The organism is Pseudomonas sp. p1(2021b) (genome assembly GCF_020151015.1).
Lineage (GTDB): Bacteria > Pseudomonadota > Gammaproteobacteria > Pseudomonadales > Pseudomonadaceae > Aquipseudomonas > Aquipseudomonas putida_K.
Window position 1 is genome coordinate 2,465,828 of the sequence record NZ_CP083746.1, and the last position, 20,686, is coordinate 2,486,513.

The window sequence follows — 20,686 nt, forward strand, 5'->3', positions numbered from 1 at the left end:
GGGAGCGCGCATGAACAAGAAGAATCGTCCCGCGTACCTGGGGGTGATGCTGGGGGTGGCGCTGATCGGGCTGGGGCTTGCCTACGACAAGCTCTGGTGCGACCCCCGCGAGCTGCTGCAGGAGCCTGCGGACCCGCAGGGCCTGCACCGGCTCAGCCGCGATGGCGTGACCGTGGAGTTCGAGGCGCGGCCTCTGGACGGTGGCGCGTTGCGCGAGGGCAGCTTCGCCAATATCCGCTTCAAGGTCAGCGACCAGGCCAGCGGCCAGCCGCTCTCGGGCATGGCCCCGGGGGCCTGGCTGGACCCGGCACAGTCGGCCCCGGCCGGCGACCGCGACAGCAGCTGCAAGGCGCGGGTGGCGTTGTTCCTCAAGAGCAGCATCGGCGCGCGCCCTTTGCTCGACCTCAACAGCTATTTCCTGCTGGTGCTGAACAAGGACCCCAGCCTGACGGTGATCGACCCCACGGTCTCGGTGGGCGGGGTGACCAGCACGCTGGCCCGCATCGACCTGCCGGGCCGGCCCATGGACTGGGTGGCCACCGGCGATGACAAGCAGGTGTTCGTCTCCATGCCTGACCAGGGCCAGGTGGCGGTGATCGACACCGAGACCTTCACCCGCGTGGCCAACCTGGACGCGGGCGAGCAGCCGCTGCGTGTGGCCCTGCAGCCGGACCAGCGCCGGCTGTGGGTCGGCAACAACAGCGCTGACCCGGCCAAGGGCGGGGTCACCGTGATCGATGTGCTCAGCCGTGGCATGCTCAAGACGTTCATCACCGGCTCCGGGCACCACGAGATCGCGTTCAGCAAGGACTCGCGCTATGCCTTCGTCAGCAACCGCGACGCAGGCACCTTGAGCATCATCGACGCCGCCGACATGCGCCTGGCCAAGACCCTGCAGGTCGGCCCGCACCCGCTGTCGGTGGCCTATTCGGCACTGTCCCAGGCGGTTTACGTGGCCGATGGCAAGGAGGGCACGGTCCGGGTGATCGACGCCAGCAGCCATCAGCTGCGCCATACGGTCAAGGCCGAGCCTGGCCTTGGGCCCATGCAGTTCAGCGACGACGGCCGCTACGGCGTCGTGCTCAACACCCTGGAGAACCAGGCCCTGGTGATCGATGCCAGCAACGATCAGTTGATCCACCGGATCCCGGTGGCGGCCGAGCCGTACCAGCTGACCTTCACCAAAGGCTATGCCTATGTGCGTGGCCTGGCCTCGCCGAAAGTCAGCATGATCAACCTGTCGAGCCTCGGGGCAGGGCGCGAGCCGATCGTCCAGGGCTTCGAGGCAGGCCCCGCGGCGCCCCGCCAGGCCGGCGACCTGCCGCTGGCCCAAGGGCTGTCGGTGGCCCGCGACGACAATTCGGTGTTCGTGGTCAACCCGGTGGACAACACCACCTATTTCTATGCCGAAGGCATGAATGCGCCGATGTCCGGCTACAACAACCGTGGCCACCAGGCCCGTGCCGCCATCGTCATCGACCGCAGCCTGCGCGAGCTGGCCCCTGGGGTGTACGGCTCGACGGTGAAGCTGCCGGCGGCGGGCAGCTTCGACGTGGCCTTTCTGCTCAACCAACCGCAGATCATCCACTGCTTCAGCACCAGCGTGGCGGCATCGCCGGAGGCACCCAAGCGCAAGGGCGTGCACGCCCATTTCCTCGGCAACGGCCAGCCGGCCTTGCAGCACAGCGAATTCGTCGCGCGGGTGCGCATCCTCGACGACAACGGCGAGCCGCGCCTGGGCCTGCGTGACCTGAGCCTGCGCTACTTCCTGGCGCCGTCCTCGATGCCTCGCAGCCTTCCGCTCGAAGAAGTGGGCGACGGCGTGTACCAGGGCTCGCTGCAACTGGCCGAGGCCGGTGCCTGGTACCTGCATGTGCAGTCGCCGACCCTTGGGCGCACCTTCGCTGAAGAGAACTACACCAGCCTGCGTGTCCTGCCGGCCGCAGCCTCTACCGCTTCCCAAGGGAACCCCAGGAGTGTGCGATGAACGCCAAGCTTGCTTGCAACCTGATCGCCCTGAGCCTGCTGATGGCCAGCCAACTGGCCCTGGCCCATGCCGGGCATGACCACAGCGGCCATGCGCCGCAACCGCCGGCGGCCCGCCAGGAGAAGGCCAGTGTGCGCTTTGCCGATGTCTCGCTGCTCGACCAGGACGGCATGCCGGTGCGCCTGGAGAAGGACCTGGTGGGCGACCGCCTGGTGGTCATGGGGTTCATCTACACCAGCTGCACCACGGTCTGCCCGGTGGTCTCGTCGATCATGTCCAAGGTCCAGCAGCAATTGGGCGGGCGGGTCGGCGAGGAGATCCAGCTGGTGTCGATCAGCGTCGACCCGCAGCGCGACGACTCCAGGCGCCTGCTCGGCTATGCCAAGGCGTTCCAGCATGGCCCGGGCTGGAGCTGGCTGACCGGCTCGCCCTACGCCATCACCGAGACCCTCAAGGGCCTGGGCAGCTTCAGCGCCGACCTGAGCCAGCACCCGCCGCTGATCCTGGTGGGTGACGGGCGCAGCGGCCATTGGACCCGCTACTACGGCTTCACCGACCCGGCCGTGCTGATCGCCGAGATCAACCGCCTCAGCGCCCGTCGCGTACACGCCAAGAGTACCGCCATCGCCGGCGGGCCGGATCGCCAGCAGGAGGTACAGCCATGAACACCACCAACACCCGCCGGATCGGCATGCGCGGCCTCGACTGGCTGACCCTGGTCGGCTGCCTGTGGATCCTCGCCTCGGTGGCCATGGCCCACGAAGGCCATGCTCCGGCCGGGCCGACCCCGCAACCGGCGCCGCAGCCGATGGTCAGTGGTGGCGGCACCCGGGATGCGCAGGTCTGGTTCACCGACACCGTGCTCAAGGACCAGGACGGCCGCGAGCTGCGCTTCTACAGCGATGTGCTCAAGGACAAGGTGGTGATGCTCAATGTCATCTTCACCCACTGCAACGACGCCTGCCCGCTGATCACCCGCAAACTGCGCGAAGTGCGCGAGGCCATGGGGCCGGAGCTGGCGCGCCAGGTGACCTTCGTCTCCATCAGCAGCGACCCGCTCAACGACACGCCGGCCGCGCTCAAGGCCTTCGCCCGCAAACAGGGCGTGGACGGGCCGAACTGGCTGTTCCTGACCGGTGACAAGGCCAATGTCGATTTGGTGCTGGGCCGCCTGGGGCAGTTCTTGCCCAGCCCCGAGCAACATTCCACCCAACTGATCGCCGGCGACGTGGCCGGCAAGCGCTGGAGCAAGATCCGCCCCGATGCACCGCCCGCAGCCATCGCTCAGCGCATGCAGCTGCTGGCCCAACCCCTGGCAGGCCGGTGAGTGTCATGAGCCTGTACACATCCCTTGTAGGAGCGGCCTTGTGCCGCGAACGGGCGCGAAGCGACCGCAAAGCCCGCACTTCTGGTCAACCGGGCAAAACCCAGTTGCCTGGTTCGCGACACCGGGCCGCTCCTACAGGGGCGTGGCTGGCCTTGTGCCTGGGGTTGCTGCTGTCCGGCGCAGCCGTGGCCCTGGACCTGACCGAACAGGAACAGGCCGGCAAACGCCTGTACCGTGAAGGCCTGTCGAGCAGTGACGCCCAATTGGTGGCCCGGGTAGGTGCCAGCGACATGAGCGTGCCGGCGAGTGTGCTGCCTTGTGCCAGCTGCCATGGCAATGACGGGCGTGGCCGCGCCGAGGGTGGGGTGCGCCCGCCGAGCCTGGACTGGCAGCGCCTGGCCCTGGGGCAGGGTGAGCGCCAGGCCAATGGCAGGCGTTACCCGGCCTATGCCGAGGCCAGCCTGGCCCGGGCCATCCAGCAGGGCCTGGACCCGGCGGGCAACCGCCTGGACCCGGCCATGCCGCGCTTCGAACTGACCCTGGCCGACCAGCGCAACCTCACGGCCTATCTCAAGCGCCTGGGCGAGGAACGCGACCCCGGCGTCGAGCCGGACGTGCTGCGCCTGGGCACCCTGCTACCGGCCAGCGGGCCGCTGGCCGAGGCGGGCAGGGTGGTGCGCGCGGTACTGGAGGATGGCCTGGCGCAACTCAACCAGCAGGGCGGTATTCATGGGCGGCGTCTGGAACTGGTGGTGCGCGACCCCGGCAACGCCCCGCAAGATGCCAGGCAGGCGCTGGGCAGTCTGCTGGACGAGGCACAGGTCTTCGCCCTGGTCAGCCCGCTGGCCCCCATGCTCGACGACGAGCTGGCCGCAGCCCTTGAACAAAGGGGCGTGCCGCTGGTCGGCAGCACGCCCCGCAGTGGAGCCAGTCCCCAGATCTTCGACCCCTTGCCTGGCCTGCCCGAGCAGATGCTGAGCCTGGCCGGGCATGCCAGGGCCGGCCTGGGCCTGCCGCCTGAAGGGTTGCAGGTGGTCTATGCCGGCCCGGAGCAGGCCGCGAACGCCCAAACGGTGCGCCAACGCCTGCTGGCCGTAGGCTGGGCAGCGGGCCCGGTGCAGGCATTCGCTGGCCAGGCGGTGCAGGGCCAGGGCATCGTCTTCCTCGGCCGCGCCCAGGCGTTTGCCGAGCTGGCGACGGCACTGCAGGTGGCCGGGCGCACCCCCTACCTGTTCGCCGCCTCAAGCCAGGTGGCCGGCGCCTTGCCGAGCCTACCGGTGCAGTGGTCCCAGCGCGTGTTCCTGGCCTATCCCTTCGTCCCGGCGGACTGGACGCCACAAGGGCTCGCCACCCTGGCCGGGCTGCGTGAGCGCCAAGGCCTGGACGGCCGCCAGGCGTCGTTGCAGGTCAGTACCCGGTGCGCCCTGGTGCTGATGACCGAGGCCCTCAGGCAGGTGGGCCGCGACGCCAGCCGCGAACAGCTGGTGCAGGCCCTGGAAGGGCTGCATGACGTCGAGACCGGCCTGACCCCGGCCTTGGGTTTCGGCCCGGGGCAGCGCCAGGGCCTGGTCGGGGCCCATGTGGTGCAAGTGACGCTGCCCGGGCCACAGTTCCATACCGCGGCGGCGTATCGCGCGATGCCGGACACACCTTGACGGAGGTTGCCATGCGAATCCTCTTGCTGTGCCTGCTGCTGGGCCTGGCCCCGGTCAGCCAGGCGGACCTCGCCGCGGCGCGGGTCAATGGCGTGGAAATCAGTGTCACGCGCCTGGAGCGCTACTTCGCCGAGTACCTCCAGGACCAGGGGCGGGCGCTGACCAGCATCCGCAGCCCGAGCTTGTACAAGCGCCTGCGCGACCAGGCCCTGGACGAGCTGATCGACAAGGAACTGTTGTGGCAGGAAGCCCAGCGTCGTGGCATCGTGGTCAGTGACGAAGCCGTCTCGGCGCGGGTCGGCGAAGTCGAACAGGCCTTCGGCAACCCAGCGGTGTTCGAACGCCGTCTGGCCGATGCCGGCTTCGATAGGGCCGGGTACGCCGACTACACTCGTCACGAGATGGCCGCGCAACAGGTGTACGCCCAGCTCACGGCCATCGACGCGCCCACCGAGGCGCAGGTCGAGGCCTTCTATCAAGCCAACAAGGAAAGTATGCAAGGGATGCAGAACCAAACGCGTGAAATCCCGGTCGAACGTGAGCAGGGCCTGGCTTGGGCCAGGGCTGCGCTCGTCGGGCAGTTGCAGGCCCAGGCACGCCAATCGGTGCGCCAGCGCCTGCGCGAAGGGGCGGAGGTTGAACGAGCGGATGACTGATACACCTGGCGTTGCCTTTTCCCCACTCCTGGGGAATAACGCAGGGGGCCAAATGCCATCAGTTTCCCCGTATTTGGGGAGAGCCTGCTGGCACCCGTCGGGTGGCGTAATGGAATCAACGACTTACAGTGGTGCGACATGACTATTCACGCCTGGCACGAAGGATGCTCAAGCCTGTACAAGGCTGAACTCCAGAGACCGGGTAACCGGGCAGTTCTTGGGAGTCGACCTTGGTGAACACAGTATTGGTAGTCGATGACGAGCAGACCCTTGCGCAGAACCTGCAGGCCTACCTGCAGACGCAAGGCCTGGAGGTCCATGTCGCCCACGACGGTGCCAGTGGCATCGCCCAGGCTCAAAGCCTGGCACCGGACGTGATCGTGCTGGATTACCGCTTGCCCGACATGGAGGGGTTCCAGGTCCTGGAGACCGTGCGCAAGAGCAGGCCATGCCATTTCGTGCTGATCACCGCCCACCCGACCGCCGAGGTCCGTGAGCGGGCCGCCACACTTGGCGTAACCCATGTCCTGTTCAAGCCGTTCCCGTTGCTGGAACTGGCCCGCGCGGTATCCGACCTGACCGGCACGGATCGCCAGCCTCAGGCAGCGGGGCAACAGGCCGAGGGTTTCGTCGAACGACGCCAGAACAGGAACCAGACGTTCCCCTTGCAGCTGTACGATGGCAGCTGGGTACTGGCCGACCGCCGACGCAACGGCGCCAAGCCTCCCACACCTGACGACGAACTGCTCACGGGGGAATAGCGGCGCCCGCGGCCACCCCGGTATCCCCCGAGCCAGCCTGCGACGCGCCCTGAGCGGAGTCGCAGGTCATGTCAGAAGCATTCGATACTGTCGAGAACGCACGTGAGCCTGCCGCCTACTCCCGTGAACTCATGGCCCAGGCCCGCCTGCTGGCAGGTGACGAGCGCCTGCTCGACTGCCTGGCCCGCCTGGCCTGCGACGAGCCGGCCAGTTTCACCCGGCGCTTGGGCGCCACCTTGCACTACCCGGTGCTCGACAGCCAGGCGCTGCTGGCCAGTACCCCACTGTTCGAACGGGTCAGCCTGGCCCAGTGCCTGAAACGCGAGTTCGCCCTGGTGCAGCACCAGGGCGAGGTCATCGGCGTGTTCGCCGACCCCTTCGACCACGCCCGCCTGGCCTGGATCGACGACTGCCTGCAAGGGGCGCCGCTGTACCTGGCCCATGCTGCCGACATCGCTACCTTCCTGGCCCGCCAGGAAGAGAGCTTCCATGCCGTGGACGCCCTGGAGCACGACGCCGAGCCAGGCACCGAGGCCGACCCACTGCAACGCCTGTCGCTGGCCAGCATCAGCGAAGACCAGAGCAAGGTGGTCAAGCTGGTCAACTCGACCCTCTACGACGCCCTCAAGCAACATGCCAGTGACATCCACCTGGGCATGACCGGCCAGGGCCTGACCATCAAGTACCGCATCGACGGCGTGCTCAACGGCGCCGGCAAGGCCAGCGGCAGTGCATTCGCCGAGCAGGTGATCTCGCGCATCAAGGTCATGGCCGAACTGGACATCGGCGAGAAGCGCGTGCCCCAGGACGGCCGCTTCAAGGTGGCCGTGGGCGATCGCCAGATCGACTTCCGCGTCTCGATCATGCCGAGCATCTTCGGTGAGGACGCGGTGCTGCGGGTGCTCGACAAGCAAGACCTGTCCGATCGGGTCAGCGGCGTGCAGCTGCAGGCCCTGGGTTTTGCCGAACACACCCTGCAGGCCCTGCGCCGGCTGGCCGCCGAACCTTACGGGATGATCCTGGTCACCGGCCCCACCGGCAGCGGCAAGACCACCACCCTCTACGCCATGATCAGCGAGATCAACCACGGCGTGGACAAGATCATCACCATCGAGGACCCGGTGGAGTACCAGTTGCCCGGCGTGTTGCAGATCCCGGTCAACGAGAAGAAGGGCCTGACCTTCGCCCGTGGCCTGCGTTCGATCCTGCGCCACGACCCGGACAAGATCCTGGTGGGCGAGATCCGTGACCCGGACACCGCACAGATCGCGGTGCAGTCGGCCCTGACCGGGCACCTGGTGTTCACCACTATCCACGCCAACAACGTCTTTGATGTGATCGGCCGCTTCAGTCAGATGCAGGTCGACCCCTACAGCTTCGTCTCGGCGCTCAATGCTGTGCTGGCCCAGCGCCTGATCCGCCTGGCCTGCCCGCATTGCGCGGTGCGCGCCGAGCCGGACGACGAGACCCTGGCCGCCTCGGGCCTGACCCGCGAAGGCGTCGCCGGCTGGACCTTCATCCGCGCCCAAGGCTGTGGCCAGTGCCGCGGCAGTGGCTACCGCGGGCGCAGCGCCATTGCCGAACTGCTGCACCTGGATGACGACCTGCGGCAGATGATCATCGAGCGCCGCCCCCTGTCGCAGATCAAGGCGCTGGCCTGCCAGCGCGGCTTGCGGCTGCTGCGCGCATCTGCCCTGGACCTGGTCCGCGAGGGCCGTACCACGCTTGAGGAGATCAACCGTGTCACATTTATCGCCTGATCGCTATTGCGCCGTGCTCGGCGCCGAAGGTGTCGGCCTGGGTCGCTGGCACGCCAACCAACATCAGTGGCTGGGCAGCCGCGCACTCGCCTGCGACGTCGGACAACCGGCCTGGGCGCCGGCCATCGCCGCCCTGGCCGAACTGCTGGCCGAGCATGCGACCCGTGGTGCCCGGCTGCAGGTACTGCTGTCGGCCCGCTACAGCCGCTTTTGCCTGGTGCCCTGGAGCGATGCCATCGGCCATCCGCGCGAGCTGGATGCCTATGCCCGGGCCTGCTTCGAGAACCTCTACGGCCAGCCGCTGGATGACTGGCGTATCGTCCTTTCGCCGGAAGCGGCCGGTACCGCGCGCATCGCCACAGCGCTGCCCGAGGCACTGCTGCAGGCACTCAAGACGCTGGGCCGGGAAAACCGCCTGGTCCTGCGCTCGGTGCAGCCGTACCTGATGGCCGCCTACAACAGCTGTTCGGCGCAGCTGGAGGAGGGCGACTTCCTCTTCGTCCTGGCTGAGCCCCGGCGCAGCGTGTTGCTGCTGGCCGCCGGCGGGGCCTGGCAGCAGGTGCTGAGCCAAGGCTGCGCCGACAGCGACCAGGCCTTGCAGGCATTGATCGAACGCACCTGCGAGCTGTATGGCGAACACCTGCCACGGGTGTACCTGCATGCGCCTGGCCGGGGTGACGTGCCGCAGCTGGCAGCGGTACAGCTGTGCCAGCCGGCCGCCGAGAACGATCCATTGTGCGCCATGTGGCGGGCGGTGGCCTGACATGCGCCGCCTCGACCTGGAATTCCAGCCCCCCCGCAGCAGCCCGATGGCCTGGGCATCACTGGCCCTGGGATGCACCGTACTGGCCGCTCTGCTGCTGGTTCAACAGCAGCTCGAAGGTGAACGGCAGGACCTGGAAGGACGGGTCCACCGGCTCGAACAGCAACTGGGCCGCCGCCCGCAGGACAGCGCGTCGCAGGGCAGCACCGCCAGCCGCGAGCAGGCCGAGCAGCTGGCGCAGATGCGCAGCGTCTCGCAACAGCTGCAGCGCCCCTGGCAGCAACTGTTCGCCATGCTCGAGGCCCAGCCCCAGGAAGACGTGGCGCTGCTGACGCTGACCCCCGATGCACGCAAGGGCCAAGTGCGCATCGCTGCCGAGGCCCGCAACCTGGAAGCCATGCTGCAGTACCACCAGCGCCTGGAGCGCAGCGAGGCGCTACGCGATGTCTCGCTGCTCAACCACGAGGTGGTGTCCGGCCAGCCCGAGCACCCGGTGCGCTTCAACCTGACCGCCACCTGGGAGACCGGCCATGCGCGTCCCTAGCCTGATCCTTCATGAACACCTGGCCCGCCTGGGCCGTGTCGGTGGTGCCGCGCTGTTGACGGCGGTCCTGGCCGTGCTGGTCGGTTTCGCCTGGGTCCTGCCGCAGTGGCAGGCGGTGCGTGAACTGCGCGCCAGCGAGGCTGACGCCAGCGTCCAGCTGCAGCGCGTCAAGCGCGGCGAGCTGAAGGTGGCCGCCAAGCCCGAGCAGCAAGCCCTCGACAGCCTGCGCCAGCAGCTGCCCGGGCAACCCCAGGCCAGCGAACTGATCGAGCGCCTGTATCACCTGGCCAGTGCCGAACGCATCAGCCTGGCCCGTGGCGAGTACGCCCTGGGTGTGGACCCCAAGACCCAGCTGGCGCGCTACCAGATCGTGCTGCCGGTTCGAGGCAGCTACCCGCAGATCCGCGGCTTCCTCCAGGCACTGCTCGGCCAGCTGCCGACCCTGGTGCTCGAAGACCTGGAGCTGCAGCGCAAGCGCATCGGTGACCGTGAGCTCAATGGTCGCCTGCGCATGACCCTTTACCTGTCGAGGTCGTGATGAACATTCAGCGCGCGGTGATGTGGGCGGGTTTCCTCGGGCTTTCAGGCGCCTTGGCCTGGGCCCCCGGGCACTGGTTCGGGCAGCAGGATGAGGTGGCTCCGATCGCCGGCAAGCCGGTGCCCACCCAACTGCAAAGCGCAGCCAGCCAGGTGGGAGCCGGCTTGCCGGCGATGAAGCCAGCCCAGCCCTCAAGGGACCTGTTCCCACCCCAGCAATGGACACCGGCCAAGACCTTGGCCACCGTCACCGAGCAACCTGCAGCCACCGCCCCCGTGGCACCGGCTGCGCCCACCGCCCCGGTGTTGCCGTTCCAGTTCATCGGTCGCCTGGGTGACCGCGACGACCTGCAGGTGTTTCTGCAGAGTGGCGAGAAGCTCTACGTCGTACGCCAGGGCGATGTGATCGACCAAACCTACCGCCTCGATCGGGTCTCGGCCACCGAGCTGGACCTGGTCTACCTGCCACTGCACCAGTCACAGACCCTGTCTGTCGGGAGCGCACCATGAAGCCGTCGAAGTTGTGCAAGCCTGCTCCGTTCATGCTTCTGGCCCTATGCGCGGCCCTGGCCGGCTGCGGCTCGAATGCCACGCGCCAGGACAGCGCGGATTTGATGAAAGAAGGGCAGTACGAGGCAGGTATCGCCATGCTGGAGGAGGCGTTGCGCGAGGACCCGCGTGATACCGAGCTGAACATCGCCCTGGCCCATGGGCGCCAGCAGGCGGTGGAAGCCTTGCTGACCCAGGCCGACAGCGACCGTATCCGCCACGATTTCGCCAGTGCGCGCATGGGCTACGGCCGGATCTTGACCATCGAGCCGAACAACCGCCGCGCCCAGGAGGGCATCCGCCAACTGGAGCTGGTACGTAACCTCGACGAGCGCGTGGCCATGGGCCAGGCTGCGCTGCGCCAGGGCGACCTGTTCGGCGCCGAGCGCTACATGCGCGAAGTGCTGCGCCTGGACCCGCAGAACCAGAAGGGCATCGCCCTGCGCAGCGACATCGAGAACGTCCAGGCACGCACCGCCCAGCCTTACCCGCAATTGCGCAGCAAGCTGGAACGGCCGGTGACCCTGGAGTTTCGCGATGCCAACCTCAAGACCATCTTCGAGGTCCTGGCCCAGGTCGCCGGGATCAACTTCATCTTCGACAAGGACCTGCGCCCGGACATGAAAGCCACCATCTTCGTGCGCGACGTGCGCATCGAAGATGCCGTGGCCCTGCTGCTGGAGCAGAACCAACTGCACCAGAAGATCGTCAACGACAACACCCTGCTGATCTACCCCGACTCGCCGCAGAAGACCAAGGACTACCAGGAACTGGTCATGCGCACCTTCTACCTGACCAGCATCGATGCCAATACCGCGCTGAACATGGTCAAGACCATGCTCAAGACCCGCGACGTGTTCGTCGACGAGCGCCTCAACACCCTCACCATGCGCGACACCCCCGATGCTGTGCGCATGGCCGAGAAGCTGCTGCAGTCCCAGGACCAGTCCAACCCGGAAGTGGTGCTGGAAGTGGAGGTGATGGAGGTGGCCCGTTCGCGCATCCTCGACCTCGGGCTGCAATGGCCCAACACTTTTGGCGTGCTCAATGACGAAGGCAACCCGGTCAGCGTGCTCGACCAGCTGCGCGGCATCGACTCCAGCCGCATCAGCATCGCCCCGGCGCCCCAGGCCAAGATCAACGCCTCCGACAAGGACATCAACACCCTGGCGAGCCCGGTGATCCGCGTCAGCAACCGCGAGCAGGCACGCATCCATATCGGCCAGCGGGTGCCGATCATCAGTGCCACCTCCGTGCCTTCCACCCAGGGCCCGGTGATCACCGAGAGTGTCACCTACCTGGACGTGGGCCTGAAGCTCGAAGTGCAGCCCACCGTGCACCTGAACAACGAAGTGGCGATCAAGGTGGCGCTGGAAGTGAGCAACGCCACCCCCCTGGAGCCGACCCGCCAGGGCACCATCCCGGTGCAGGTCGACACCCGCAACGCCCAGACCAGCCTGCGCCTGCACGATGGCGAGACCCAGGTGCTGGCGGGCCTGGTACGCAACGACCTGACTTCCAGCGGCAACAAAATCCCGGGCCTTGGCGACATCCCCGGCCTGGGCCGGCTGTTCGGCAGCAACCGCGACGACAAGAGCAAGTCCGAGCTGGTGCTGGCGATCACCCCGCGCATCGTGCGCAACCTGCCGTACCAGAGCCCGTCGGACATGGAGTTCGCCACCGGCACAGAGTCGAGCCTGCAGGTGCGCCAGCAGATGATGGCACCGCTGGCGCAGCCTGAAACCTCGCAGCCGGACGCTTCGCAATCGCAAGGCACCGTGGCCACTGTGCCGACCGCCATCAACCGCCAAGCGGACCCGCTGCCATGAAACGCCAACAGCAAGGCTTCAGCCTGATCGAGGTGGTGCTGACCCTGGCGCTGCTCGGGCTGCTGGCGACCATGGCCGCGCCCCTGACCGAGACCGTGGTTCGTCGCGGCAAGGAGCAGCAACTGCGCGAGGCGCTGTACCAGATCCGCGATGCCATCGACGCCTACAAGCGCGCCTTCGACGCCGGCTACATCGAGAAGCGCCTGGACAGCAGCGGCTACCCGCCGAGCCTGCAGGTGCTGGTCGAAGGCGTACGCGATGTGCGCAGCGCCAAGGGTGCCAAGTTCTACTTCCTGCGCCGCATCCCTCACGACCCGCTGGTGGCGGCCAAGCATGAGGACGAAGGCGGCTGGGGCCTGCGCGCCTATGACAGCAGCGCCGACAACCCACGCGAAGGCCGCGACGTCTTCGACGTGTACTCCAAGGCCAGCGGCAATGGCCTGAACGGCATCCCCTACGGGCAATGGTGACGGCCATGAAACGCAACCGCGGTTTCACCCTGATCGAGCTGCTGGTGGTCATGGCAATCATCGCCACCCTGATGACCATCGCCATGCCGCGCTACTTCAACAGCCTGGAGGCCTCCCGCGAGGCGACCCTGCGCCAGAGCCTGGCGGTGCTGCGCGAGGCCCTGGACCACTACTACGGCGACACCGGCCGCTACCCCGAGTCGCTGGAGCAATTGGTCGAACAACGCTACCTGCGCAACACCCCGGTCGATCCGCTCACCGAGCGCAGCGATGCCTGGAAGCTGGTGCCGCCACCGGAAGGGGTCAGCGGCGGCGTGGCCGATATCAAGAGCGGTGCCACAGGGAGGGCGCGTGATGGCAGCCTCTATGCTGAATGGTAAGGCCTGCGCGGGCTTCACCTACCTGGGCGTGCTGTTCCTGATCGCGGTCAGCAGCATGGCCCTGGCCGCCACCGGGACCCTGTGGGCCACCAACGCCCAGCGCGAACGTGAGCGCCAACTGCTGTGGGTCGGTGGGCAGTATGCCCAGGCCCTGCGCAGCTACTACCGCGCTTCGCCAGGCCTGGCCCAGTACCCCCAGGCCCTGGAGGACCTGCTCGAGGACAACCGCTTCCCATCGCCACAGCGGCACATCCGCAGGCTCTACCCGGACCCGGTCACCAACGGCCAGGAATGGGGGCTGCTGCGCTCGGTGGATGGCCGCATCACCGGCGTCTACAGCAGCTCCGATGCCGCGCCGCTCAAGCGCAGCGGCTTCGAGGCCCAGTGGTCCGGCTTCGAAGGGCTGGAGCACTACAGCGACTGGCAGTTCGTCGCCGAGCAGCCCTTCGCCGAGGCCGGCGGTGGCGCCCGCACCCACACCGGCCCAGGGGACACGCCATGAACGCGCGCGCCACCCTGTGTTGCCTGTGCCTGCTGTTGGCCGCCTGGATGCCCACGCAGGCCCGGGCCGGCGCCGAGGACGAAATGATGGGTTTCATCGTCGACAACACCATTTCGCACATTGGCCACGACTTCTACAACGACTTCACCGACCGCCTGCGCGCCACGAGCCGCCTGGACTTCAACCTGGTGGTGCGCGAACGCCCCGACGCCCGTTGGGGCAGCCTGGTGACGGTGGAGTACGAACGCGAGGTGCTGTACCGGCGCTTCCTGCCGCCCAACACCACGCAACTCAAAGACGAGGCCGTCGCGGCGGCGGACCTGGTCAAGCAGCAGATCATCCAGCGCAAGCTGCAACGCCTGCTGCAGGACACCACTGATCTGGAGAGGGACGAGCTATGAACAACCGCATACCCCGTTGTATCGCCGTCTGCCTGCTGGCCGGCGCCTTCGTCGGCCCCATCCAGGCCACGGAGCTGGTGTATACCCCGGTCAACCCGGCGTTCGGCGGCAACCCGCTCAACGGCACCTGGTTGCTCAATAACGCCCAGGCGCAGAACGACCACGACGACCCGGACCTCAAGGACCGCGCCTCGGCCTTCGCCGGTACCTCGGCCCTGGAGCGCTTCAGCAACCAGCTCGAATCGCGGTTGCTTTCGCAGTTGCTGGACAACATCAGCAACGGCACCACCGGCAGCATGTCCACGGACTCGTTCCTGATCGACGTGATCGACGATTCCGGGGCCCTGAGCATCAAGGTCACCGACCGTGCGACAGGGGAAGTCTCGATCATCGAGGTCAGTGGCCTGAACCCCTGAGAGGGAAGGCCGATAGGGGAGAACGACCATGAAACGCCTGCTGAGCACACTGCTGATCCTCGCCACCTTGCAAGGCTGCGGCCTGCGCGAGCCCATGCCCGCCGAACAGGACGGGGCGATCCCGACCCTGACGCCGCGCGCCTCGACCTACTACGACCTGATCAACATGCCGCGGCCCAAGGGCAGGCTGATGGCGGTGGTCTACGGCTTCCGCGACCAGACCGGCCAGTACAAGCCGACCCCGGCCAGCTCGTTCTCCACCAGCGTCACCCAGGGGGCGGCCAGCATGCTGATGGATGCGCTCAATGCCAGTGGCTGGTTCGTGGTGCTCGAACGCGAGGGGCTGCAGAACCTGCTGACCGAACGCAAGATCATCCGCGCCTCGCAGAAGAAGCCGGACGTGCCGCTGAACATCCAGGGCGAACTGCCGCCCCTGCAGGCGGCCAACCTGATGCTCGAGGGCGGCATCATCGCCTATGACACCAACGTACGCAGCGGCGGCGAGGGTGCCCGCTACCTGGGTATCGACATCTCCCGTGAGTACCGGGTCGACCAGGTCACCGTCAACCTGCGGGCGGTGGACGTGCGCAGCGGCCAGGTGCTGGCCAACGTGATGACCAGCAAGACCATCTATTCGGTCGGGCGCAGTGCCGGGGTGTTCAAGTTCATCGAATTCAAGAAGCTGTTGGAGGCCGAGGTCGGCTACACCACCAACGAGCCGGCCCAGCTGTGCGTGCTTTCGGCCATCGAGGCGGCGGTAGGCCACCTGCTGGCCCAGGGCATCGAGCGCCGACTGTGGCAGGTGGCGGGCGATGGCAGCGGCGACAAGGCGGTGCTGGACAAGTACCTGAGCCAGTACCAGCAGCAGTAGGGCACTGCTGTCTGATTGTGCAGGAGCTTGTTGAAGCTGGCGACAGCCTGCGATGGGCCGCAAAGCGGCCCCTTGAGCCTGGAGGGGCCCACTGTTTGAAGGCTTGGGGCTGCTTTGCAGCCCATCGCAGGCTGTCGCCCGCTCTCATAGAACAACGCATAACTCATTGATTTGACGAGGCCTGTGGGAGCGGGCTTGTCCCGCGATCAAGGGCGAAGCCCTTGCCATACAACCGCGGTGGCTGGGCCGGCCCAATCGCGGGACAAGCCCGCTCCTACAGCGTTTGGAGCTCGGCTTGTGCCGCGACTGCGTTACCTGGCCTTGCGCAATGTAAGGTTGATCCGCCGCTCTCCCATCCTCGGGTGCACGCCAGGCTTGATCGGCATCACCCCGTGATACCGCAGGCGATCCTCGCCACCCCACACCAGCACATCGCCATGGCTCAAGGGTATCCGTTGGGTCTGGTCCGAACGGTGCAGCCCGCCAAACAGGAACACCGCTGGCAAGCCTAGGGACAGCGACACGATCGGCTGGCCGAAGTCGCGCTCGTCACGGTCCTGGTGCAGGGTCAGGCGGGTGCCGGGCAGGTAATGGTTGATCAGGCAGGCATCGGGCACGAACCCCTCGAAACCGGCTGCATCGGCGGCACGTGCCGCGAGCTCGAGCAGCACCTGGGGCATCGCCGGCCACGGCTTGCCAGTCCTGGGGTCGGTAGGGCTGTAGCGATAGCCTTGTTCGTCGCTGACCCAGCCCTGGGCACCGCAATTGGTCAGGGCCACGGCCATGTGCAGGCCGCCAGGGGTGCGCATGTGCCTGAAGGGCGCGGCGCGCAGCACCGGGCGCAGGGCATCGAGCAGCGTCTCGACCTCGGCCAGGGCGAAGCCGGGCAACAGCACGGTATGGCTGGCCAGGCGCTGCGGCTGGGGGCCGAACAGGTCGAGGTCGGACTGGATCATAGTGGCTGCGTCGATTGGGTGTGCGGCCATTGTAGCGTCGTTGCGCCTGTCGGCCCAATCGCTGGAAAAAGGAACCGCGGCGCCAGGGAGAGGGAACACCGCGGTCCAAGGGGAAGGGGGTTATTGCTGGGTGACGGTGGCCAGGTTGGCGGTGCCGTACTGGGTGATGGTGGCGCTCTGGTTCATGCTGCTCTGGTCCACGAAGGCCTGGTTGTTGGTGCCTCCCTGTGTCACATAGGCGACGTTGGCGCTGTCGACCTGCTTGATGGTGGCTTCGTTGCCGCTACCGTACAGCTGGTAGGTGTAGCTCTGGTTGTACTGGCCGGACTGGTCGAGGGTAACGGTATTGCCGGTACCTGTGCTCAGGCCGGCGGCGTAGTTGCCGTTGTCGCGCTGGTCGGCGATCAACAGGTTGTCGGTGCCGTTCTGCTCGAAGTACAGCTCATTGTTGTTGTCGGCCTGATTCGTCAGCATGGTGTTGCCGGTGCCTTTCTGGCCAAGCTTGGCCAACTGCTGCAGGCCGTTCTGGGTGATGTTCACTGTGTTGGCGACACCGTTCTGCGTGATCTGGGCTTTCTGGCCGACACCGAACTGGCCGCCTTCGCGGTCGCCTTTCCAGTTGCTGGCCTGGATCTTGTTGCCATTGCCAGTGGTACTGATGACCAGGCTGTGGTTGTCGCCGTTCTGGTAGGTGAAGTGCAGGTTGTCATTGCCGTTCTGGGTGATGCTGGTGACCGACTGGTTGGTCTCGAACTGGTCCGACCAGCTGGCGTTGCGCTGGCCGCTCTGGGACAGGCTCGCGCTGTTACCTTGGCCGAAGCTCTGGTCGATGTAGCCTTCGTTGAGCTGGCCTTGCTGGTACACGCTGGCCTGGCTGGCGATCTGGGTGTCCTGCCACACCTCTACGGAGTGGCCGGTACCGACCTGCTGGATTTCCAGGGTTCCCCCCAGGCCGTCGCGCTGGTCACCGTAGGCCCAGCTACCGGTGCCGGCCTGCTGGATCTTGATATCGCCATTTTCATGGAACAGATGTTCGGCGGCGGCGGTGTTGCCGGTCCCCTCTTGCCTGATGAGGCTGCGGTTGTTGGTTCCGCCGAACAGCTGTTCGACCACTGCATCGTTACCGCTGCCTTGTTGCTCGGTGGTGGCCTTGCTGCCCATTTGCGAGTCCTGGAACACCTGGGAGCGGTTCTCGCTGCCTTGCTGGATCTGCAGCGACTGGTTTTCGCTACCCAGGGACTGGCTGGCGAAGTTGTCGTTGCCGCTGCCGCCGGACTTCTGGGTCAGCGTGCTGCCGTTCTCGAAGATCTGGTCGCCGTAGCCGGCGTTGTAGGAGCCGGTGGCGGTTTGCTCGATCTGGCTGGTGCTGGTGTCTTGCACCGCCATGTGGTTGTGGCCCAGACCCGTCTGGTCCTGGATGATCGTGGCGTTCGGTGCCAGGTTCTGCAGCACTTCGGCGATGTTCTCGGTGCCCTGCTGGGACTGTTCCGAGACGCTGTCGGTGGCCATGGCCTGGCCGGCGACCGCCAGGACAATGGCGGCGCTTAAGGGAGCGAGCTTGAACATGGTGGTGCCTCCAGGTCTATCGGTATTGGGTGATCTGAACGTATTGGCCGTTGCCGGCCTGAGTCACGGCGCTGGTCAGCCCCGTGCCTCGTTGCTCGATGCTGGCGTTGTTGTAGTTGCCGATCTGTTCGATCGACGCGCTGTTGTTGCTGCCGCTCTGGCGGATCGCAGCGTTGTTGCCTTGGCCCTGCTGGACGATCGAGGCCATCAGGTCGTTGCCTTCCTGCAGGATGTACGCCTCCTGCGCACCCCCGGCCTGGACGATGCGGCCCAGCAGGGCCTGGCCGTTCTGGTCGAGGGCGGCACGATTGCCCGACCCCTGCTGCTCGATCACCGCCACCTGGCCAGCGCCGGCCGGCAGCAGGCGCACGATCACCGGTTCGCCGAGGTCGCTGCCGACCGCAAGGTCGGCGTTGTCCATCAGGTCTTCGGCCCAGCCGGGCTGAAGGGCCTGGCCCGCCAGGGCCAGGCAGAGCAGCAAGGGGTTCAGGGGTTTCATGGCGTCCTCCCTGGGCTACTGCACGACCACCGGCACGGTACGCGTGGTGCCCTGGCTGGTGGTGATGGTCGCCGTCGGGTTGGCCGATGGCACGATGGTGGTGCTGTTGCTCACGATCAGGCGCCAGCGTCCGGTCAGCGGTACAGGCACGCTGCCAAGGGTCACCAGGCCGTTTGGCGTGGTCACTTGCACCGTGACGGTATTGCCGGTAGTCACCGAGGACGTGCCGCCGAAATCCCAGTTGAAACGGTTGTTGGAACGCGCCGTGACTGTCGCGGTGGTCACCGTGAAGGTTTCCTGGGCCGGGCGTGGCGACACCTGCACGGTGACCGTGCCGTTACCGGACAAGGCGCCCAGGGCATCACGCGCCACGTAGGTGAACGTGGTGGTGAAAGGCGCGGTGACCGTGGCCGGGGGCGTATAGGTGACGGTACTGCCATCGGTGCTGACCGTACCTTGGCCTGCAGGTGGCTGGCCGACACTGGCCACGGCCAGCGGCAGGTTGTTCTCCGGGTCGGTGTCGTTGGCGAGCACGTTGATGGTCAGTGGCACGCCCAGGGTCGCTGCGCTGTCCGCGACAGCGGTTGGCGCCTGGTTGGGGGCGACGTTGACAGTCACCGTGGCCGGTTCCGACTTCAGGCCCTTGGCATCCTGGGCGCGGTAGCTGAACGTGGCGGTGAAGGCAGTCGTAGCGCCGGATGGCGGGGTATAGGTGACCGCCGTGCTGCCGTTGGTCACGACCGAGCCGAGGCCGGTGCCGGGCTGGGTAAGGTCGGCGATGACCAGCGGCACGTTGCCGTCCGGGTCGCTGTCGTTCTCCAGCAGGCTAAGGGTGATGGGGACGCCGACACTGGTGCTGGCGACATCGGCCTGGGCCAGTGGTGGCTGGTTCTCGGCCGCGACCGGGGCATTGCCGACCACCACCACCGGCTCGACATCGCTGCCACCGGCGGCGGACTTCACCGTGACGCTGGCGGGCGGTTGGGGCAGGTCATTGACCGTCAGGGTCTGCACGATGCCGCCCTTGGACAGGCGGCCATAGCCCTGCGCAACCAGGTCGGGCACTTGCACTTCGTCGCTGGAGCTGGCCTCGATCACCAGGCGTTTGTTCGCCCACTCGTAGCGCGCGGTGTTGACCTTGACCACGTCGGTGAGCTTGCTCGACAAGGCTGTTGGCCGGGTGTCCGGGGCCGGGCTGGTCGCGGTCACCACCACCACCGAGGGCGGTGCTTCCTGGTTCAGCTGGTGGCTGAAGAACAGGCCGTTGTTATCGGCCAACAGGTCGAACTGGCAGGGCGTGGCCGGCGAGCCGACCAGCGCCAGGCCAAAGCGCATGCATACGCTGGCATCGCCCGGGGCCTTGGCGAAAACTTCGACGCGGGTGCCATTGCCGTTGCGCTGGTAGGTGGCGCGCTCCAGGGTGGCAGGTGTCTGCGCCCGCGGGTCGAGGACCTTGCCGGAGAGGGTGAAAGAATTGGTCTGGATGGTGCCGGCCGGGCCTTCGATGCGCACGAAGTTGGTGTCGAACGGGCTGCCGATGACCTCCTGGGAGATGTTCGGATCGCCGACGAAGGATTCGAGCGCGCCGGTGTCCGGGTTGATCTCGGTATACAGCGCACCGCTGGCGTTGCGCAGGAACGGCCCGACATCGCCTCGCAAGGCTCCGCTGAAGTCGCCTGGCGCACCGATGCCGATATCGCGGGTGATGTTGATCGCCCGACGGCCAGGGGTGTTGACCACGACTGTTTCGACGCCATACGGGTGGGTGATGGTGTAGGTACCGGCGGTAGGGACCGAAGCGCGGATACGGATACGGGCGAAACTCTGCTGGTCGCCATCGACCGGGTTCTCGGCGGCGAACGCGGCCTCGATACCGGCGACATAGACTTCCAGCTCATAGCCGCTGTTGCCGACTGCAGGGATATCGGTCTCGGCCAGGAACCAGAACATCTCCGGTGGCCAGTTGTCCGGGAACACCAGCGGCAAAGTGTCGTCGTAGACACCAGGTTCTGGCAGGAGGGTGCACATGTAGGCCGGAGCACCTGGCGCGCCGGGTGCCCGCGAGCTGGTGGCGCGCGACTGGCACAGCTCCAGGGACAGGCCGCTGGCGTCCTTGTACCACATTGGGTAGCCACCGGTGGCAAGGGTGTAGGGGCCTGGGTCGACCTCGGTGAGCGTGGCCCAGGCCGCGCCGGAGAGGGTAAGGGAAAGCCCGGCTGCGTACAGCGCGCGGCGTGGCCAAGTATTCATGCTGCCT

Annotated in this window: 22 protein-coding genes; 18 read left to right on the plus strand and 4 right to left on the minus strand. The window is 66.9% G+C overall.

The window, feature by feature from the left end:
* The first annotated feature begins 10 nt into the window (after positions 1-10).
* From K8374_RS11405 to K8374_RS11490, 18 genes are all read left to right on the plus strand, one after another.
* Positions 11-1,987 (plus strand): cytochrome D1 domain-containing protein, encoded by a 1,977-nt coding sequence (locus K8374_RS11405; protein WP_224459121.1) that lies wholly within the window; start codon positions 11-13, stop codon positions 1,985-1,987.
* Positions 1,984-2,652 carry an SCO family protein gene (locus tag K8374_RS11410; RefSeq protein WP_224459122.1) on the plus strand — a complete coding sequence of 223 codons (669 nt, stop codon included), beginning with the start codon at positions 1,984-1,986 and terminating at the stop codon, positions 2,650-2,652. The genes K8374_RS11405 and K8374_RS11410 overlap by 4 nt, the downstream gene beginning before the upstream one ends.
* Positions 2,649-3,314: an SCO family protein gene (locus K8374_RS11415; RefSeq protein ID WP_224459123.1), complete on the plus strand. Its 666-nt coding sequence runs from the start codon at positions 2,649-2,651 to the stop codon at positions 3,312-3,314. The genes K8374_RS11410 and K8374_RS11415 overlap by 4 nt, the downstream gene beginning before the upstream one ends.
* 5 nt (positions 3,315-3,319) lie before the next feature.
* A complete protein-coding gene (locus K8374_RS11420) occupies positions 3,320-4,969 on the plus strand; it encodes an ABC transporter substrate-binding protein (RefSeq protein WP_224459124.1) in 1,650 nt (549 codons plus the stop codon).
* A gap of 11 nt (positions 4,970-4,980) precedes the next feature.
* Positions 4,981-5,625, plus strand: a complete 645-nt coding sequence (locus K8374_RS11425; RefSeq protein WP_224459125.1) for a SurA N-terminal domain-containing protein — start codon at positions 4,981-4,983, stop codon at positions 5,623-5,625.
* A 230-nt stretch (positions 5,626-5,855) separates the two neighbouring features.
* A complete protein-coding gene (locus tag K8374_RS11430; protein WP_224459126.1) occupies positions 5,856-6,386 on the plus strand; it encodes a response regulator in 531 nt (176 codons plus the stop codon).
* 68 nt (positions 6,387-6,454) lie between these two features.
* A complete protein-coding gene (locus K8374_RS11435; RefSeq protein WP_224459127.1) occupies positions 6,455-8,146 on the plus strand; it encodes a GspE/PulE family protein in 1,692 nt (563 codons plus the stop codon).
* On the plus strand, positions 8,127-8,909 hold the full coding sequence (locus K8374_RS11440) for a hypothetical protein (RefSeq protein ID WP_224459128.1): 783 nt from the start codon (positions 8,127-8,129) through the stop codon (positions 8,907-8,909). Before K8374_RS11435 ends, K8374_RS11440 begins: the two co-directional genes overlap by 20 nt.
* 1 nt (position 8,910) lies before the next feature.
* On the plus strand, positions 8,911-9,453 hold the full coding sequence (locus K8374_RS11445) for a PilN domain-containing protein (RefSeq protein ID WP_224459129.1): 543 nt from the start codon (positions 8,911-8,913) through the stop codon (positions 9,451-9,453).
* Positions 9,440-9,991 carry a type 4a pilus biogenesis protein PilO gene (gene pilO, locus K8374_RS11450; RefSeq protein WP_224459130.1) on the plus strand — a complete coding sequence of 184 codons (552 nt, stop codon included), beginning with the start codon at positions 9,440-9,442 and terminating at the stop codon, positions 9,989-9,991. The genes K8374_RS11445 and pilO overlap by 14 nt, the downstream gene beginning before the upstream one ends.
* Complete coding sequence (locus tag K8374_RS11455; protein ID WP_224459131.1) at positions 9,991-10,500, plus strand: hypothetical protein; 510 nt, start codon at positions 9,991-9,993, stop codon at positions 10,498-10,500. Before pilO ends, K8374_RS11455 begins: the two co-directional genes overlap by 1 nt.
* Positions 10,497-12,368 (plus strand): secretin N-terminal domain-containing protein, encoded by a 1,872-nt coding sequence (locus K8374_RS11460; RefSeq protein ID WP_318010862.1) that lies wholly within the window; start codon positions 10,497-10,499, stop codon positions 12,366-12,368. Before K8374_RS11455 ends, K8374_RS11460 begins: the two co-directional genes overlap by 4 nt.
* On the plus strand, positions 12,365-12,838 hold the full coding sequence (locus tag K8374_RS11465) for a type II secretion system protein (RefSeq protein WP_196146169.1): 474 nt from the start codon (positions 12,365-12,367) through the stop codon (positions 12,836-12,838). The genes K8374_RS11460 and K8374_RS11465 overlap by 4 nt, the downstream gene beginning before the upstream one ends.
* Positions 12,839-12,843: 5 nt before the next feature.
* Positions 12,844-13,218 carry a type II secretion system protein gene (locus K8374_RS11470; RefSeq protein WP_224459132.1) on the plus strand — a complete coding sequence of 125 codons (375 nt, stop codon included), beginning with the start codon at positions 12,844-12,846 and terminating at the stop codon, positions 13,216-13,218.
* A complete protein-coding gene (locus K8374_RS11475) occupies positions 13,193-13,720 on the plus strand; it encodes a type II secretion system GspH family protein (RefSeq protein WP_224459133.1) in 528 nt (175 codons plus the stop codon). The genes K8374_RS11470 and K8374_RS11475 overlap by 26 nt, the downstream gene beginning before the upstream one ends.
* Positions 13,717-14,121, plus strand: a complete 405-nt coding sequence (gene csgE / locus K8374_RS11480; protein WP_224459134.1) for a curli production assembly/transport protein CsgE — start codon at positions 13,717-13,719, stop codon at positions 14,119-14,121. Before K8374_RS11475 ends, csgE begins: the two co-directional genes overlap by 4 nt.
* Entirely contained in the window at positions 14,118-14,537 is a 420-nt protein-coding gene (locus tag K8374_RS11485; protein ID WP_224459135.1) for a curli assembly protein CsgF, read from the plus strand. The genes csgE and K8374_RS11485 overlap by 4 nt, the downstream gene beginning before the upstream one ends.
* A 28-nt stretch (positions 14,538-14,565) precedes the next feature.
* Entirely contained in the window at positions 14,566-15,408 is an 843-nt protein-coding gene (locus K8374_RS11490) for a CsgG/HfaB family protein (protein WP_084858975.1), read from the plus strand.
* 311 nt (positions 15,409-15,719) lie between these two features.
* On the opposite strand, the gene alkB is transcribed toward K8374_RS11490, so the two are convergent.
* From alkB to K8374_RS11510, 4 genes are all read right to left on the minus strand, one after another.
* On the minus strand, positions 15,720-16,364 hold the full coding sequence (gene alkB, locus K8374_RS11495; RefSeq protein WP_224459136.1) for a DNA oxidative demethylase AlkB: 645 nt from the start codon (positions 16,362-16,364) through the stop codon (positions 15,720-15,722).
* A gap of 120 nt (positions 16,365-16,484) precedes the next feature.
* The gene (locus tag K8374_RS11500) at positions 16,485-17,930 is read right to left on the minus strand and encodes a curlin (protein WP_224459137.1); all 1,446 of its coding nucleotides are present in this window, start codon (positions 17,928-17,930) and stop codon (positions 16,485-16,487) included.
* 16 nt (positions 17,931-17,946) lie between these two features.
* Positions 17,947-18,429, minus strand: coding sequence for a curlin (locus K8374_RS11505; RefSeq protein ID WP_224459138.1), 483 nt, complete (start codon positions 18,427-18,429; stop codon positions 17,947-17,949).
* Positions 18,430-18,444: 15 nt separating this feature from the next.
* Complete coding sequence (locus K8374_RS11510) at positions 18,445-20,679, minus strand: Ig-like domain-containing protein (RefSeq protein ID WP_224459139.1); 2,235 nt, start codon at positions 20,677-20,679, stop codon at positions 18,445-18,447.
* Between the last annotated feature and the right edge of the window lie 7 nt (positions 20,680-20,686).